This is a genomic window from Thiorhodovibrio winogradskyi, assembly GCF_036208045.1.
Lineage (GTDB): Bacteria > Pseudomonadota > Gammaproteobacteria > Chromatiales > Chromatiaceae > Thiorhodovibrio > Thiorhodovibrio winogradskyi.
This window is the reverse complement of record NZ_CP121472.1, coordinates 4,827,809-4,842,812: the sequence shown is the minus strand read 5'-3', so window position 1 is coordinate 4,842,812 and position 15,004 is coordinate 4,827,809. Positions and strand designations below refer to the sequence as shown.

The following is a 15,004-nucleotide window of genomic DNA, read 5'->3' as shown; positions in this document are numbered from 1 at the left end:
ATTTTAGTGGCTCCTGGTGGATGCGGCGCAAGCCGGAACCGGTATTTCTGAAGCCTTCAAGCACGCGCCTTATCCACCCTACGCAACTTGTAACCTGCCGTCGCCAACGACAGCGGCAGCGGCAGAATTTCTGCACGTCAATGGCGCAGCCGGTCCCTCAGGACTTCGACCTCGGCCACCGAGAGGCCGGTGCTTTCGGCCACCGTGGTGTCATCCAGACCGGTCCGCTGGATCAACGCCATGGCCACCTGACAGCGGGTTTCGTCGCGTCCTTCCTGACGCCCGCGCTCTCGAAGCTCTTGGTTCCACTGCTCGACCCGTTGTTGCAGCATGGCATGTACCACTACTGCGACGATACTTTCCTTGCGCGGGACTCCGGCTTTCCGACCGGAATGACAAACCAGAAAGGAGCCGGAATGAGGGAGGCGGCGCGCAGGCCGGAATGACGTAGCTCCGGCTCCTCAGCGTGTCACAAACTGCGGCAGCTTGGTGAGATTCTTCCACGCCAAGGCGCCGAGCCCGCCCACGCCATTCGCCCGCAAGGCACGGTAATCCTCCCAGGACTTGCTCGCCACCGTGCGCAGCGAACGCTTGCTCAACCCGCCCAGCCGCACCAGCACCCGCTGCAGATAGCGCACCGCGCCATCCCCTGGCCGAACCCTCGGCCTATTCCCCTGAACATCCAGCTGAGTCAGCATGCTCAGCATCAGATCATAGTCCGCGGCGATGCGATAGCCGGTATCGAACACCCCGAAGCGCGCATACAGCGAGCGGCGCAGAAACAGCGTCGGATGCGGAGGCACCAGCCCCAGCTCAGCCGTCGCGGCACCCAATCACCCGTCGTCCCGACCGGGAAGCCGGGACCCAGGCCAGGGAGGGTGAGCGGGCGGTTGACTGCCGAGGCTCAATGTCTGCTGTGAGGTTGCTATCCCTGCACTCGATTCCGGCTTCCCTGCCGGAATGACGAAGGAGGTTTGCTCGGCTCATCCGGCCGTCGCCACAACCGCCGGGGTTGCGGGATCAAGCGCGGCAGCCACTCCAGCCCCAGACGCTGAAACAGCGGAGGCGAGCGCTTCACCCGTCTGCTGTAGAAATCGAACACCGCCCCGACCGCTGCCGCAAACCTGACGTTCAACTCCGCCCGGTGCGAGTGCAGCCACTTCTCCTGTTTCAGCGCGGTCATCCCGACCCAGAGCACATCCGGCGCGGCGGCATGGATCGCGGCGAGCAAGGCCTGGTTGTCCGCAGCGGTGAACTCCGCCTTGAACGGCGGCGAATAGGTACCGACGACATCGAGACGCGGATATTCTCGCGTCATGCGCTCACGGATCAGCGCCAGCGTCTCCTCGGTCGAGCCCAGAAAAAACACCCGACCGCCACCGGCACCGTCAAGGCGGCCTGCACCCCCAGAAAGATGTCGCTCCCTGTCACCCGCTCCCGAATCCGCCCGCCCAGCACCTTCAAGGCCAGGACGATCCCGGTCCCATCGGGAATCAGCCAGTCTGCCGCGTGCAGCGCCTGTGCGAAGGCGGGATCGTCCAGCGCCTGCACATAGGAATGCGGATTGAGACAGGCCAGCCAGCGACAGGGCTCGTGCGTCTTGGGCTGTTCGATCCACGCCACCAGGTCAGCGACGCAGGCCGACCGGCCTTGCGTGCCCACGGCATAACCAACCACATTTTCCACGAATTGATTCATCTGGTTACACCAGAGTCAAACTCAGGATCCGCTCAAAATGCCGTACATTGCTCGTTGCTAGTTTCAACCGATGTCGCAGCGCGGTTGCCCCGATAAACAAATCTTCCGCCTCGATCAACAATCCTTTTTGTTTTAAATCTTGGTAAATGCTTGCGGCATGTTTCGCGCAAGCGTAATCAAAAGGCAAGACTTCCATGTTTGCGAACATCGTTTTCCAATAGCGATCTTCATCTTGATTGTCGCCCCGCAATAGTTCATAAACCGTGATGCTCGAAACCGCAAAGCGATAGCCTTGCGTCGCGAGTTGGTAAAGTACGGTTTTGTCCTTATCCTCGCGCTTCGCACGTTTATGGGCAATCAGTACATTGGTATCCAGACAGATCATGTCCATCGATTCAGATGCCGTCTTTTTTCATCAATCGCCTGGAATTCCTCATCCGTCATTTCAGGGCTGTCGAGCAGAAACCGCTGAAAATTGCCTGAATCCGCGTCGCGATCATCGGCGGACAAGATAATCAACTCGACCCGTTGAGCGGTGAAATCATTCGGTAGATCGACGGTGACATGACCGTTAATCACGTCGGTGTATTGTTTTATGGCTTGCATCTGCTTGCTCCTGATCAATGCCGCGTCGACGAAAGAATTCAAATCTCTGACCCTCTCCTGTTTTCAGCGTTCAGTCGGTGCAGCGTATGACCCACCAAAAGCCATCTGCCAGATCGTCCGACCAGATTGTCATCCTGCCGACTCATCGCACCCCTCGCCGCGCCTGGCTCACCGCCAGCGGCTGCCGATAAATCCCCATCAGCCTTTCAAGATTGGCCTCCTCGGTATAAAGCGCCTCGAACGATTGCCGCGCGCCCTGTGCCAGACGTTCCAGCCCCCCCGGCGACGCCCAGGCCCCGCGCACCGACTCCAGCAGCGAGGCCGGATCGGCCGGCGTAAAGAGCAGCCCATTCGCGCCCGCGTGGACGATCGAGGGCAGCGGGCCGATGGTCGAGCAGATCGCGCATCAGCCTATCTTCAGGTCCGCTGGCGGACCCGATTCCGGACGGGCGCATGCCCCGTCCGGCTTGGTCGTTGTCAAACGACTCAATGCAGCACCTCGTCCAGACTCTGCGCGACGAGTCCCAGATCGAACCAGCGGAGCAGGGTCTCGGCATCGGCTTGCGTGATGCGGGCGCGCGTCGGTTCGCACGGCGGACCGAATTTGCGTTCGATCAATCGGAGCAGCAGCGTCGCCTCGCCTCGCTGTTCGCCCTGCTGGATGCCCTGCTGGATGCCCTGTTGGATCCCCTGCTCAATGTATTTCTCGATGAAGGTTTGCATGAGGGGTTCTCCCTGACGGCTTTCTTGCAATAACGCCCGCACGTCCTGCTCGTCCAGACGCCGGGTGCCTTGAACATAATAACGTAGGAGGGATTCCAGAATGTCGAGGGCCGTGGGCTGATTGATGACCTGTTCAATCAGCATCAGCAACTCACGCAGGCGCTCCCGTGGCTGGTTGCTGTCGATATGACGCAACGCCAACTGCACCAGGCGGGTGAGGACGTCGCCCTTGATCTCGACATTGGTGCGGGATGAGATGTCGTACAACGCCTAGCGAAACTGCGGGACGAAGGGCGTCAGCGCGGCCGGCAGCGGGGAAACCAGATCATGAAAACATTTCGGCACCCGCCAGATCTGCTGACCCTGATAGAGCACCAGCGGATAGATCGACAGCGCCGGTTCGCGCGCCTCCCCGCGATAGCGAGCGGTATCAATCAGATCGGAATAGACCTGCCGCAGTTCCTGGGAGACGTTGATGTCCTTGGCGATGGTGAACGTGGTCAAGTCGATTCCAGCCAAAAGCGCGGTGCAAGGCGTAGCGCAGAAAATCCTGGGCAATCGCCGGCCGCCCGAAGTTCTCGCGAAAAAAGCCGTCATGCGGCGTTGGGTTGGGTTCCATGGGCTGCTTGTCCATTTTCGACTCCCCGTTCCAGAGCTGGTGACGAAGCGCTGCTTCGCCAACACTCACCCCGGCACGTCGGTCAGTTGATTGATGGGTTTCGTGACCAGCCAGCATTCGTGCCAACGATCGGCGTCATTCCGTGGTCACTCTACCCATCCTACTCGCTAACGCACCATGAACTGACCCAGTTTCGACAGATTCTTCCAGGCCAAGGCCCCCACGCCGCCCACACGGTTCGAGCGCAACGCCCGATAATCCTCGGCGGATTTGCGCAGGATGTTCGCCAGCGAACGGTTGCTGGCGCCGCCCGTGCGCATCCGCACCAGCACCTCTGGCAGATAAACCACCTCGCGCGCGGTCAGCCCAGACAACAGACGCAACATCAGGTCATAATCCGCCGCGATCCGGTAGCGCGTCGCGAAACCGCCCTGCGCGTCATCCAGGACCGGCGCACGTAGAGCGTGGGGTGCGGCGGCATCCACCCCCAACGCAGACGCCTGGGCTCGAATGGGCCCGCGCGCCAGTGACGCACCACCCGCGCCGGATCATCGCGCCACACATAGTCCAGATCGCCATAGCAGGCCATCACCGCTGGATCGTCGAAGCACGCGGCCACCCGATGGAGGACCAGCGGGTGCGCCAGGACGTCATCGGCATCCAGAAACCCGAGGATGTCGCCAGTGGCCAGGGCGATCCCTTTGTTCAGCGCATCATAGATGCCGTGATCCGGCTCGCTGATCCACTTCGATAGATGGGTATCCGGCCGGCCCTGTTCAGCCTCGATCAAGGCGACCGTCCCATCCTGAGAACCGCCGTCGATCAGGAGGTACTCCAAGGCGATGCCCTGCTGCGCCCGCACCGAGGACAGGGTATCCGACAGGGTCGCGGCGCTATTGAAACAAGCGGTGACAAGGGAGAGTTTCATCATTGGCCCATAGCTTCTTGATATCTTCCGGGCTCTAGCCCGACGGCGACAGGTGCTGCAATTCAAAGTCGCCTAAGGTCCGCTGACTCAGCGCGCCGACGGCTTGCAGGTCGCTCAGGGTCTCCAATTCAAGCATCAGCCAACACCCCTGTTCGTCGTCGGAAAAGGTTTCGGACGGGGCGCATGCCCCGTCCGGCCCGAGGTGTTCACCACATGCCTCCGATAGCCAGGATGAGGAGTGCGGCCTCAGGCGCGGCCGCGAAATCCTCGATCTGCTCTCTTGATTCCCGTACCAGGCGCAAAATGACCGCCGTGCCAGCATTCCCGACGCTCAGCCAGACCACTTTGGGTGGAGCACCGTACTGAAAGCTGCGTTGGCGAAAATCGTTGTCCTTGGAGACCAGCACATAGTCCTCTGCCTTGGCATACTCCCAGACGACGGTATCCGTTGCCCCGCGCAAACCGATCAATTCAATCTGGCTGGTACCAGGGTATAGATCCGCCAGCATGGCGGGCAGCTTTGGACTCAGGTTCTCGTCAAGCAGCAATTTCATGCGGATGGCCCATTGACAGGCGTCGCTCGCGTTGGGCGGCGAACATCAGGACCGCACGCACATGCTCTGCTTTAAGACTTGGGAAGTCGGCCAGAATCTCCGCTTCGCTCATGCCACCGGCCAGATACTCGAGGATGTCGTAAACGGTGATACGGGTTCCCGTGATGCAGGGTTTGCCACCGCGAATATCAGGATGGATGGCGATCCAGTCATTCCAATTCGTCACGGATTGGCCTCCTCAATTGTTGAACACTTCACCTTGGCTTGGACCACTCACTTTCGCTGGTCGTTCATGGCTGGATGGTTGCGCGGGCGCCACTCACAGCCGAATCCCTAACACCTCCCCGATCGCCGTGCGCACATCCCACCCCCGCTCGCGCATCGCCCGCTTGACCTCCGCCACCTTGGCATCCACCAGATAGCGATACCAGAAGCCCTGCAGGACGTGAAACGCCGCCCCGGCCTGTCCGTCGAGGAACCCCAGTCGGATCACATAGCGGTAGAAGAAATAGGCGAAGGCCCGCAACCCGCCCGGCAGCCGCGTATAGACCCGCTCTTTCAGCCAGCGCTTCACCCCCGCCTGCTGGCCGCCGCGCAGGCTGGCGACCGTGTCATGCGGCATGAAGCCGTATTCCAGATTGAGCAGGTCGACCGCCTCGCGGCTGGCGTAGCGGTTGTGCTTCTCGGTCCACCAGGTCAGCGATTGGAGGTTGTCGTCGATCAACTCCCCGGCGAACTCGACCGTCGACCCGGCGACCTTGATGTGCTCATCCATCCAGCGGTGCTCGCACTCACCGCGCCCATACCGAAACAGGCGCAGCACCCGCACCGGGAAGAGACCGCCGTGGCGGATCGGCTGGCGCAGGAAGGTCATGCGCCGGCCACAATGGACGCCGTCGACCTCGGGGCCGAGCGTTGGCAGGCGGGCGCGGATCTCGGCGATCAGGTCGGGCGTCAGATAATCATCCGCATCCAGGCGCAGCACCCAGTCGGTCTCCGCGTCGACTTGGGTCAGTGCCCAGTTGAACTGGGTCGCGTAGTTCACCCAGGCACGCTGCACCACCCGCGCGTCATGGGCGCCGGCGATCTCCATCGTGTCATCGGTCGAGAAGGAATCCACCACCAGAATCCCGGTGGCGACCTCCCGCAGACTCGCCAGACAGCGCGCCAGGTGCAGGGATTCGTTGTAGGTCAGGACCTTTGACCAGGTCACAGAGATAGATCCTGGAAGCTGGGCGGCTCCGCATCGCCGGCTTGACCGCTGAGGGTCTCGCATTCAGATAGGCAATCCAGACAGTGGTGTCCGGGAGCCACATCAGTCCAACTCCAGGCGTTGCTCGTACTGGCCTTGCTCGCCGCGCTTCAATGGCTCCCCTTGCCAGGCACCAGCCGTTCGCTCAAAGAGTCCCTCTGGCCAATCCGTGCCCGAGGCGACTTCCGGGGTCTCGCGTTCATCGAGTTCCAGAAACACGACCTCGACATGACGACGGCACAAATCCTCAGGGATTTCAATCATCGACGGCAGAACATTCTTGTACATATCCGCCTTGGCGGGACGGGGTATTCACCCCGTCCCGCGCGTTTCAGCCACTCATCAACGTCGTCAACGTCCGGATGGGGCACATGCCCCGTCCGGCTCGGGAGACAGAGTTCCCGGATGCCCTGACGGATCAAATCGTCCTGGCTGCGCGCAGATCGACGGCTGACGGCGTCGAGTAAGGATTCTTCCGCAGGCGTCAAACGAACAGTCAATGGCGGCATATCAACCTCCTCAAGGAGCCGCGATAAAGGGATTCAAGCGTATCCTGGGCGTCGGGCGATGGCGATCATCGACTTGGCCAAGGCGGGAATCCGCCCGACCCGCTCGAAGCGGATGTCGACGAACCCGGCCTCGCGCAAGAGTGCGCTCAGGGTGCGGATCGGCCAGAACTTGATGTGTCCGTGATCCCAGAGCGCGGTGAAATGCGCGTCCAGCTTGCCGATTAGGGCCATGGCCAGATTCTTCCAGTAGCCGTGATAGGGCGTGGAGACGATCGCCGTGCCGCTCGGTTCGAGCAGATCGAACAGGGTGGCGGCATAGCGGCGCGGGGCATAGAGATGCTCCACCACTTCCAGACTCGTCACCACCGGAAAGCGCCCATAGTGCTCGGCCAGATCTTCGTAGGCCGAACCTTCGTACAACGCCAGGTGCGGATATCGGGCCTGGGCTTGGGCGATGCCCTCGGTGGAGGGATCGATGCCGATCACCTCCCAGCCCTCTTGAGCGAGCGCGTTCGCCACGCTGCCGTTGCCGCAGCCGAGCTCGAAGAGTCCCCCCGGCCATTCCGGTCGCCGTTTTCAGGCCCTGGAGTTCGCGCAGCACGGCGGGGAGCAGGTAGTCATGACTGGTGTTCAACTCGGCGTTGTTCCAGCGATAACCGGAAAATTTCAGCGCGTTCCATCAGTCGATTACTCGAATGGCCGCGCCTTGACCGGTACGTGAGGTTACTCCGCGCCACCATCCAGGGCGCCCGGACGCGGATGGAGGCTGCACATACTTCACCGACCCAGCTTAATTGTAATGTCCTCGGAACGAGGAGATATCCACTTCGCGCAACGATTCGTAAATTGTATACACCATGCGATCTTTCTGATTCACCCTTCTCGAATACACCTCTTTTTCAAAGTAACGTAAGCGCTCTGGTTTACCTGCACCACTTCGTGGGTCTTTCATCAATTCACGGACAAGATCGAAGCATTTGAGATAGCTGGCTCGATCATTTCTGCGCAGCCAGTCCAAGTCTTCTTGGGCATTGTCAAGAATGAAAATCCGATAGGTCATTGAACACCTGTTCAGCAGCAGGAACATTAGGTTGGCGTCCAGCCTCGCGTTGGGCCTGTCCCATAAGCAACGCACGCAACGAACGCTGATCTGCTAGCAAACGAAGCGTCTCCCTCATGGCATTAAATTCTTCCTGCGAAATCAGAATCACTGACCCATAATCCGAAACGATGGCGGCTTCTTCATGGTCGCGCACGGCACTGGCAATCAGATTGCTTAAATCCGCCGATGCCTGCTGCAAGGTATAAAATTGCATCGTGATTGGCCTCGATAAGTATCGATTTTCATTTTTTCGTCGCTTGCATCAACGTAACGCATCCGCCAACGCCGGTGGCAGCGCACCTTCTCAGGCTAACCCATGAGTTCAGTGCGTTCCATCAGTCGCTTCCTCGAAGGGCCGCGCTTTGACCGGCGCGGCGGGGTTGCCCGCGCTACCAGTCAGGGCGGAAGATCATAATCACATCCGCCAAACGCCGTAGCTGGTCTTTGGTCAGGTCTGCCGCGACATTACATTAGATGCTACGCTAGAAGCGGAGCTTCCGCACTTGGTTTTGTCGCCGGCTACCTTCGTTTGGAGCCTCATGGATCGAAAGGCATCGGGTTTCACAGGCGTGCCTGATCCTGATGTTGCAGGAACCAGCGGTAGGTCTGGCGCACGCCTTCGGCTAGGTCGATTCGGGCGCTCCAGCCGAGGGCGTTCAGGCGGGTGACGTCGAGCAATTTTTGTGGTGGGCCGTCGGGGTGGCTGGGGTCGAAGACGAGTTGGCCCTGGAAGCCGACGATGTCGGATCACGCGGGGCGTGAGGCTTCGGGCGGTCATGGTGGGGATGGCGGCCGGTTCGGGAATGCGAAGTGTTCACTCATGGCGCCAGAATTGCGAGAGTTTGCTCAGGTTCTTCCAGGCCAGGGTGCCGAGTCCGCCCACGTCGTGGCGGCGCAGGGCGCGATAATCTTCGCGGCTTTTGCGCAGGATGTGCGACAGGGAGCGGTTGCTGGCACCGCCGAGGCGCATTCTGACCAGGACTGCGGGGATATAGGCCAGGCGGAGGCGTCCGCGCGCCAGGTAGCGCAGCATGGCGTCGTAGTCGGCGGCGATGCGAAAGTCAGTGTCGAAGCCGCCCCAATGTTCGATGACGGAGCGGCGCAGGTAGAGTGTCGGGTGGGGTGGCATCCAGCCGCGCGCGAGTCGTTTGGGGTGGTAGTCGCCGGCACGCCAGCGGCGCACGAGCCGCGTGGGGTCGGTGCTGGAGACGTAGTCCAGGTCGCCATAGACGCCGTCGATCCGGGGGTCGGCGAAGGCGTGGGCGATCGAGCCGCAATCGACTTCATACCCGAATCCCCAGCACCCGTTCGATGGCCGTGCGCACCTCCCAGCCGTTCTCGCGCATCGCCCGCTTGACCTCCGCGAGCCCGAAAAGCAGCCGAATCGCTGCGACTCGCACGGGCACGGAGATCGCTTGCGGCAGTGAGCGCGGACAATTTTTCCGCCACCGCGCTGGCAATGAATTAATCGATGGAGACACCGTCCAAATCGGCCATCTCCTGGAGGTGGCGTTGAATCGAGTTGGGAAGATTCAAATTGAAGTTTGTCATGACAGGTTCTCTAACAGGAGTTTCGGGGTCACCACATCAATATCAAATTGGGACGCTGGACCAAAATCCTTCGCGTTAAACGTCACGATTCGCGGCACCTGTGCGGCGACGGCGAGTTCCAGAACCAGATCGTCCTTGGCATCCGGCAGACAGGGGCGCCACAGAAAATAGATCCTGTGCAGATCAGCCAGCGCACAGAGTTGGTCCAGCATAATGTCGATCTCCGCCTCCAGCAGGTTCAGCACGGACTGATTGCGCTTGAGACAACTTCATATTCAAAAAAGCAAGGGTGTCGATAACGCAAGGCGAATACGCCTATCCAGAAGCGTCCTCTGTAACTGATGCGACTTTCCGTTGGCGGAATACAAACCAGCGTAGAGCACATTGGTATCGAGGACAATGCGCGGCGGTTTTTCTGAACCCGAGATGTTAGCTCGTTTCATCAATCGATTCATCGAATGGCCGCACCTTGACCGGTACGGCGGGATTGCCCCGCGCAACCATCCAAGGCGGGAGATCATGAAAGACACTGGAGCGCGCCGTCACCACCGCGCCATCGCCGATCGTCACCCCCGGCCCCACGAAGACATCCGCCGTGATCCACACCCGCTCGCCGAGGGTGATCGGCGCCGTCATCAGCGGCATCGATGCCAGGGAGTAATCATGGCTCGCGGTGCAAAGATAGCTGTATTGACTGACGGTGCTATGCGCGCCCAGCGTAATCGTGTCTACGCTATAGCAATCCACATCAGGCCCCAGACAGCTATCATCGCCCATGATGAGATTCCAGGGCGCCCAGATTCTTGCCGTGGGATAGAGCCGGATGCCCTTGCCGAGTTTCGCGCCAAACAAACGCGCGATCAGGCAACGCCAAGCGTGCAGGGGTCTTGGAGTCGGGCGGCACAGCAGCAGCCAGACCAGTTGCCAGAGCGCACGCGCGAGTTGATTGCCCACGGATAATTGATGCCGACGTAAGGCTTCAGTCATTGACGCCATCCCTCAAAATGTCGGGTGGATCAGCGCAGCGCATCCACCAACACCAGCAAACAAGGGCACGGCTCCTGGTAGATGCGGCGCGGGCGACATCCGGAGTCACCTGAAGCCACCAACCACGTGCCTTATTCACTCTACACACTGGTTAGAAAGATATGATTTAGCCGTTACACCGGCTTTTCGCACTCAAACCCTAAGCATCCCTCCCAGCGCCCCGGTTCCTCTACCGCCTTGAATTCTTCGTAACGACTGTCACCAAACATCGCCCGACGAATATTCACATATCCTGCTTGACTCAATTCCGCGCTCAGTCCTTTGTAGTCCCACATCCACAAATGATTGCTATTACCTAAGAATGATCGTGCCAGTCCAATCATCCCGCGTGGGCGTGATGAAATACCTAATGACGTGTTCTTCATCAAGCATGAACAAGCATCATCTGCTGGATTGGCCAAATAAACTCTAATCTCGCCTTCCAGGTCGGGCAACACCCCGCGATAGATACCGCCTGGCTTCAAGATTCGGAGTATTTCGGATAGGGATCGACGCATGTCATCCAAAGCCAGATGTTCAAGTACATGCGAACAATACACGCGATCAACCGATTCGCTATCGACTGCAAGCCATGCACGACATCGCCATAGATTGCGTCTGTTGGAAATCGCGGTTTAATCAGAGATTGGGCAACTCGGCCGAGCAAGGGAATGCGCTGTAGCCGCAGAGTTGGCGATGCATCATAATTTTTCCACCCAGGAGCCACGCTCAAACCACAGCCAAAATTAATCATTTGCATCGCGTATTCCTATTAACAATCGATGTGAGGCGACAGCCTCAGCTATAGCAAAGTTTGTAAAGTGGATAAGCGCAGCGCATCCACCAACGCCCCCAGACAACGGAACGGTTCCTGGTGGATGCGGCGCGGGCGTAATCCGGGGCCTGAAGTCAACAACCACGCGCCTGATCCACCCTACCCACTGAGTCATCTCCACCAATCAATCCATGCGCACACAATCAGGTTTGGAGCCTTGCCCCAGCACCCACTGGTAAACCGCCAGCATTTGTTCAGCAATCCTCACCCAGCTAAAACGCTGCTCGACCAGCACCCGTCCACGCTCGCCCATGGCAACCCGCTCAGCGTCCGCCATGGCAAACAGCGTTGCGAGCCCCTGTGAAATGCCCTCTGGCTCGGGCGCGATCCGCAGCGCGGCTTGCGCCTGAAATCCTTCGGGCAGATTGCATTGGGGGGTCATCAAGACCGGCAAGCCATAGGCCCAGGCTTCCAGCACCACCATGGGCAAACCTTCGCTGAAAGACGGTTGGATGAAGGCATCGGCGCGGCGATAGCTGGCGTGCTTCGCGGTCTCAAATTGTGGTCCGACAAAATGCACGGAGTCTTCAATGCCCTGCTGCCGGGCCAGTGACTTGAGATCGTCTTCATGCCCCGCCTGATCCCAGCCGGCGATGACGAGTCGCCATTCGTCGCCTGAATGCCGTGCCTGGCGAGCCATCGACCAGGCGAGTAACAGGTTGGGCAAGCCTTTTTTCGGATGCAGCCGCCCGAGGTACAACAGCACCCTGGCGCCGTCGGGTAGGTCCGTTTGCCAGTTCGGCGAATCGGCGGGCGCGTCAGCCGGTCGGTCGATGCCGTTGGGGATGATGCAAATGGGGTTGCGCAGGCCATAGACGCGGATGGCTTCGGCCTCGGATTCGCACAGTGCATGCAGACAGGCCGCGCCGCGCAGATGGGCGTCTTCGTAGAGCCAGCCGGCGAGACGCTTTTTCCAGTGGGCGTTACGGACGGCCCAGGGATCGAGCATGCCATGCGGCGTGATCAGATACGGCCGTTTCTGTTGTCTCGCCCAGCGCAAGCCAGCGACCGAGGGATACATCCAAAGGCCATGGACATGCAGCAGATCCAACTGAGCCGCCGCCAACGCCGAAGCAAGCATCGGGGCATACCCGAAAAATCCAGGGCCGCGCACGCCGAACACTTGCACCGGAAGCCCGCCCCAACCCGCCAGATCGCGCGCGGTTTCGCGGTCTTTGAGTCCCAGGATCTGGATCTCCATCGGGGTCTGCTGGAGCGATTGCGCGAGGTGTCGGGTGGCGTCATACAGCCCGCCAGCACGTCGTGACACCGAGGCGGTGAGCAGGCCGATTTTCATCGCCGCATCAACGCCCAAAGCAGGGCCTTATCGAACAGACTGGCCTTCGAGCGCGGCGCCTGTGAAGCTGCTTCGACCGCCCTGGCTAAATTCTCCGCGAAGGTTTGCGGCGTCCAGCGGGCGATGATCTCGCGGCTGGCCTGACCCATGGCGGCGCGGTCACAATCATCCGAAGAGATTTTGAGCATCAAGCCCGCGAGGGCATCGACATCATAGGGATCGAAGGTGTAACCGTTGCGGCCTTCCTCAACCAGATCCGGCGCGCAGCCGCAGCGGTTCGAGACCAGCACGGGCAAGCCAGACGCCATGGCTTCGTTGATGACCAAGCCCCATTGTTCCGTCGTGCTCGGGTGAATGAAACAGGTCGCACCCTGATACCAAACGGGCAACTCATCATAGCCAACAAAACCCGGTAGAACGATGGAGTCTTCGAGAGCTAAAGTCTCACGCTTTGCCTCGATCTCTGATCGCAAATAGCCATCTCCGAGAATGACTAACGGCCAAGCATTGGGTGCCGCCTTGCGACGATAGAGGTCATAAGCATCAATCAAACGGAGATGATTTTTCTTGTCTTCGAATCGAGCAGCTGCTAGAAAGAAATCACCATTTGAAAAAATGCCTGGGTAGACAGAAATCGGATGATCCTCACAATCCCGCGAGAAATGATCGTTATCAACCGCATCATAGCCAGTAAAGATTCTGCTAGGCGGAAAACCCATGGAGAGCAAGTAGTCACGGCTCGCCGACCCTGCAACCAACGCGGAATCGGTCAATGCGACCAGTCGATTTTTTATGTGCTCCAGCAGCCGATAACGGCTCTTGTCAAAAGCATTACTATCTGAAAAAATCACTGATCGCCGCTGATTCAGCAAGCACCAGTGCAATGCAGCTAATCCGCCGCCAACAGACCAACCATTGAGACAGACAACATCAGGACCAATCGCTTCGAGCGCCTTGCAAATGGCGCGTTGACGTTTCCACCCAGGAATCTCACGCCAATTCTGTTGTGGGAAAAGCGTCAATCGCTGAAGTGAAGTTTTATCCTTGTTCTCTAATTGTGCGAAACTCGCGTCGCGATTAGCAATTTCAATGATTGAAGCGTCATAGTCGGGGACATGGAAAACAGCTTTCCAGCGCGCCGCGTGATAATGGGAAACATTGATTAAAACCCAGGCGATCTTTAATTTCATAAGGGCTGACCAGTCAGTAAACGCTCCATGGCATGCGCGTGCGCTTCCACATCGCCATATTCGCGCACCCTCTGGTATAACGCACGTCCCTTGAGTTCGCGTTGCTCAGGATGCGTGATGAGATCAAGAATGACGGCGGCCAGTCGGTCGATATCGTGTCTATCGAGCACAACCGCCATCTCCTCCGAGTTGAAGACTTCCTTTAACCCTCCCTTGATCACAGAGGCAACCACCGGCACGCCATAAGCCGCCGCTTCCACCGGCGTGCGCCCCAATGCATCAAAATCCGTATTGAATAAAAGCAAATCGAGTGATTTGTAAAAAACAGCCAAATCGCGCTGCCAGCCAAGAAATCGTACTTTATTTTTGATTCCTAGTTGATCTGCCTGCTGGATAAGACGATCACGTTCAGGACCGTCTCCGGCAATCAAAAAAATCGCATTTTGATTAGTTGTCGCTATAGCGCTAGCGACCTGTAGAAAGATATCAAACCGCTTTCTAGCGATCAGCCAACCGGCATTTCCAATCACGATAGCTTCGTCATCAACATCAATATCCCTTCTAGCCAATCGTCTCTCGTCATGTGTCGGATAAGGGGGTATAATAAATGGGTTCGGAAGGGTAAATGATTTGCACGCAAGCGACGGTTTAATTAGAATCGCTTCTTGACGTATATAATCAGAAGCAAACGAGAAATAATTAAATACTCTGCCAGATACAGCATAAATTAAGGGCCAGTGCCAAGCACGCTTACCAATTTCAAAATGATGAAAATGAATTGCCAAGACTCTTTTTTTTGCAGGATGTCCTAATAATGCAAGTGCTGCAACCAGATTATGACCAGTCATGAGGATGACATCGGCTTCGTAATCGCGAAAAACGCGCCGCATCGCCAGCCAGGAACGCCAACCGAAGCGACCACGATACTCCAGTCCAATGGCAGGGATATCCGCCTCCTTGACCAGCGGCGCAAGTTGCCCAAGTGGATTGAGCGAAATTAATTGCACCGAATGACCACGAGCTTTGAGCCCGATGAGGCGAAGGAGGTTAGATTTCTCCATCCCGCCGAGATTCGTGCACTGGATAATATTTAAAATACGCATAGCAAAAATAT

General features: G+C 58.5%; 25 protein-coding genes. All 25 read right to left on the bottom strand.

Annotation, left to right across the window (positions count from 1 at the left end):
* Positions 1–137: 137 nt before the first annotated feature.
* The gene (locus Thiowin_RS22350) at positions 138–332 is read right to left on the bottom strand and encodes an RpnC/YadD family protein (protein ID WP_328985177.1); all 195 of its coding nucleotides are present in this window, start codon (positions 330–332) and stop codon (positions 138–140) included.
* 129 nt (positions 333–461) lie between these two features.
* Positions 462–833, bottom strand: a complete 372-nt coding sequence (locus tag Thiowin_RS22345; protein ID WP_328985176.1) for a glycosyltransferase family protein — start codon at positions 831–833, stop codon at positions 462–464.
* Between the two features lie 92 nt (positions 834–925).
* Positions 926–1,369, bottom strand: coding sequence for a WecB/TagA/CpsF family glycosyltransferase (locus Thiowin_RS22340; RefSeq protein ID WP_328985175.1), 444 nt, complete (start codon positions 1,367–1,369; stop codon positions 926–928).
* Positions 1,330–1,698, bottom strand: a complete 369-nt coding sequence (locus tag Thiowin_RS22335; RefSeq protein WP_328985174.1) for a WecB/TagA/CpsF family glycosyltransferase — start codon at positions 1,696–1,698, stop codon at positions 1,330–1,332. The genes Thiowin_RS22340 and Thiowin_RS22335 overlap by 40 nt, the downstream gene beginning before the upstream one ends.
* Before the next feature lie 4 nt (positions 1,699–1,702).
* The gene (locus Thiowin_RS22330) at positions 1,703–2,089 is read right to left on the bottom strand and encodes a type II toxin-antitoxin system VapC family toxin (protein ID WP_328985173.1); all 387 of its coding nucleotides are present in this window, start codon (positions 2,087–2,089) and stop codon (positions 1,703–1,705) included.
* Positions 2,080–2,304, bottom strand: a complete 225-nt coding sequence (locus Thiowin_RS22325) for a hypothetical protein (RefSeq protein WP_328985172.1) — start codon at positions 2,302–2,304, stop codon at positions 2,080–2,082. Before Thiowin_RS22325 ends, Thiowin_RS22330 begins: the two co-directional genes overlap by 10 nt.
* A 486-nt stretch (positions 2,305–2,790) precedes the next feature.
* Positions 2,791–3,294, bottom strand: coding sequence for an RpnC/YadD family protein (locus Thiowin_RS22320; protein WP_328985171.1), 504 nt, complete (start codon positions 3,292–3,294; stop codon positions 2,791–2,793).
* A gap of 3 nt (positions 3,295–3,297) precedes the next feature.
* Positions 3,298–3,531 (bottom strand): hypothetical protein, encoded by a 234-nt coding sequence (locus Thiowin_RS22315; RefSeq protein WP_328985170.1) that lies wholly within the window; start codon positions 3,529–3,531, stop codon positions 3,298–3,300.
* A 282-nt stretch (positions 3,532–3,813) separates the two neighbouring features.
* On the bottom strand, positions 3,814–4,032 hold the full coding sequence (locus tag Thiowin_RS22310) for a hypothetical protein (RefSeq protein WP_328985169.1): 219 nt from the start codon (positions 4,030–4,032) through the stop codon (positions 3,814–3,816).
* Positions 4,032–4,577: a glycosyltransferase family 2 protein gene (locus tag Thiowin_RS22305; protein ID WP_328985168.1), complete on the bottom strand. Its 546-nt coding sequence runs from the start codon at positions 4,575–4,577 to the stop codon at positions 4,032–4,034. The genes Thiowin_RS22310 and Thiowin_RS22305 overlap by 1 nt, the downstream gene beginning before the upstream one ends.
* Before the next feature lie 203 nt (positions 4,578–4,780).
* Positions 4,781–5,128, bottom strand: coding sequence for a DUF5615 family PIN-like protein (locus Thiowin_RS22300; RefSeq protein ID WP_328985167.1), 348 nt, complete (start codon positions 5,126–5,128; stop codon positions 4,781–4,783).
* The gene (locus Thiowin_RS22295; protein ID WP_328985166.1) at positions 5,112–5,354 is read right to left on the bottom strand and encodes a DUF433 domain-containing protein; all 243 of its coding nucleotides are present in this window, start codon (positions 5,352–5,354) and stop codon (positions 5,112–5,114) included. The genes Thiowin_RS22300 and Thiowin_RS22295 overlap by 17 nt, the downstream gene beginning before the upstream one ends.
* 93 nt (positions 5,355–5,447) lie before the next feature.
* The gene (locus tag Thiowin_RS22290) at positions 5,448–6,341 is read right to left on the bottom strand and encodes a glycosyltransferase family 2 protein (protein ID WP_328985165.1); all 894 of its coding nucleotides are present in this window, start codon (positions 6,339–6,341) and stop codon (positions 5,448–5,450) included.
* Positions 6,342–6,443: 102 nt separating this feature from the next.
* Entirely contained in the window at positions 6,444–6,644 is a 201-nt protein-coding gene (locus Thiowin_RS22285; protein ID WP_328985164.1) for a hypothetical protein, read from the bottom strand.
* Positions 6,645–6,922: 278 nt separating this feature from the next.
* Positions 6,923–7,408 (bottom strand): class I SAM-dependent methyltransferase, encoded by a 486-nt coding sequence (locus Thiowin_RS22280; RefSeq protein WP_328985163.1) that lies wholly within the window; start codon positions 7,406–7,408, stop codon positions 6,923–6,925.
* A gap of 271 nt (positions 7,409–7,679) precedes the next feature.
* The gene (locus tag Thiowin_RS25505; RefSeq protein WP_408034121.1) at positions 7,680–7,949 is read right to left on the bottom strand and encodes a Txe/YoeB family addiction module toxin; all 270 of its coding nucleotides are present in this window, start codon (positions 7,947–7,949) and stop codon (positions 7,680–7,682) included.
* Positions 7,924–8,205, bottom strand: a complete 282-nt coding sequence (locus Thiowin_RS22275; protein ID WP_328985162.1) for a type II toxin-antitoxin system Phd/YefM family antitoxin — start codon at positions 8,203–8,205, stop codon at positions 7,924–7,926. Before Thiowin_RS22275 ends, Thiowin_RS25505 begins: the two co-directional genes overlap by 26 nt.
* Positions 8,206–8,805: 600 nt before the next feature.
* Positions 8,806–9,174, bottom strand: coding sequence for a glycosyltransferase family protein (locus Thiowin_RS22270; RefSeq protein ID WP_328985161.1), 369 nt, complete (start codon positions 9,172–9,174; stop codon positions 8,806–8,808).
* 100 nt (positions 9,175–9,274) lie between these two features.
* Positions 9,275–9,397 (bottom strand): hypothetical protein, encoded by a 123-nt coding sequence (locus Thiowin_RS22265; protein WP_328985160.1) that lies wholly within the window; start codon positions 9,395–9,397, stop codon positions 9,275–9,277.
* Positions 9,398–9,538: 141 nt separating this feature from the next.
* Positions 9,539–9,787 carry a PIN domain-containing protein gene (locus Thiowin_RS22260; RefSeq protein WP_328985159.1) on the bottom strand — a complete coding sequence of 83 codons (249 nt, stop codon included), beginning with the start codon at positions 9,785–9,787 and terminating at the stop codon, positions 9,539–9,541.
* Positions 9,788–9,971: 184 nt separating this feature from the next.
* Complete coding sequence (locus Thiowin_RS22255) at positions 9,972–10,529, bottom strand: LbetaH domain-containing protein (protein WP_328985158.1); 558 nt, start codon at positions 10,527–10,529, stop codon at positions 9,972–9,974.
* 173 nt (positions 10,530–10,702) lie between these two features.
* Complete coding sequence (locus Thiowin_RS22250; protein WP_328985157.1) at positions 10,703–11,026, bottom strand: hypothetical protein; 324 nt, start codon at positions 11,024–11,026, stop codon at positions 10,703–10,705.
* A gap of 501 nt (positions 11,027–11,527) precedes the next feature.
* On the bottom strand, positions 11,528–12,700 hold the full coding sequence (locus tag Thiowin_RS22245) for a glycosyltransferase (protein ID WP_328985156.1): 1,173 nt from the start codon (positions 12,698–12,700) through the stop codon (positions 11,528–11,530).
* Positions 12,697–13,890: a glycosyltransferase family 4 protein gene (locus Thiowin_RS22240; RefSeq protein ID WP_328985155.1), complete on the bottom strand. Its 1,194-nt coding sequence runs from the start codon at positions 13,888–13,890 to the stop codon at positions 12,697–12,699. Before Thiowin_RS22240 ends, Thiowin_RS22245 begins: the two co-directional genes overlap by 4 nt.
* Positions 13,887–14,993, bottom strand: coding sequence for a glycosyltransferase (locus Thiowin_RS22235; RefSeq protein WP_328985154.1), 1,107 nt, complete (start codon positions 14,991–14,993; stop codon positions 13,887–13,889). The genes Thiowin_RS22240 and Thiowin_RS22235 overlap by 4 nt, the downstream gene beginning before the upstream one ends.
* Between the last annotated feature and the right edge of the window lie 11 nt (positions 14,994–15,004).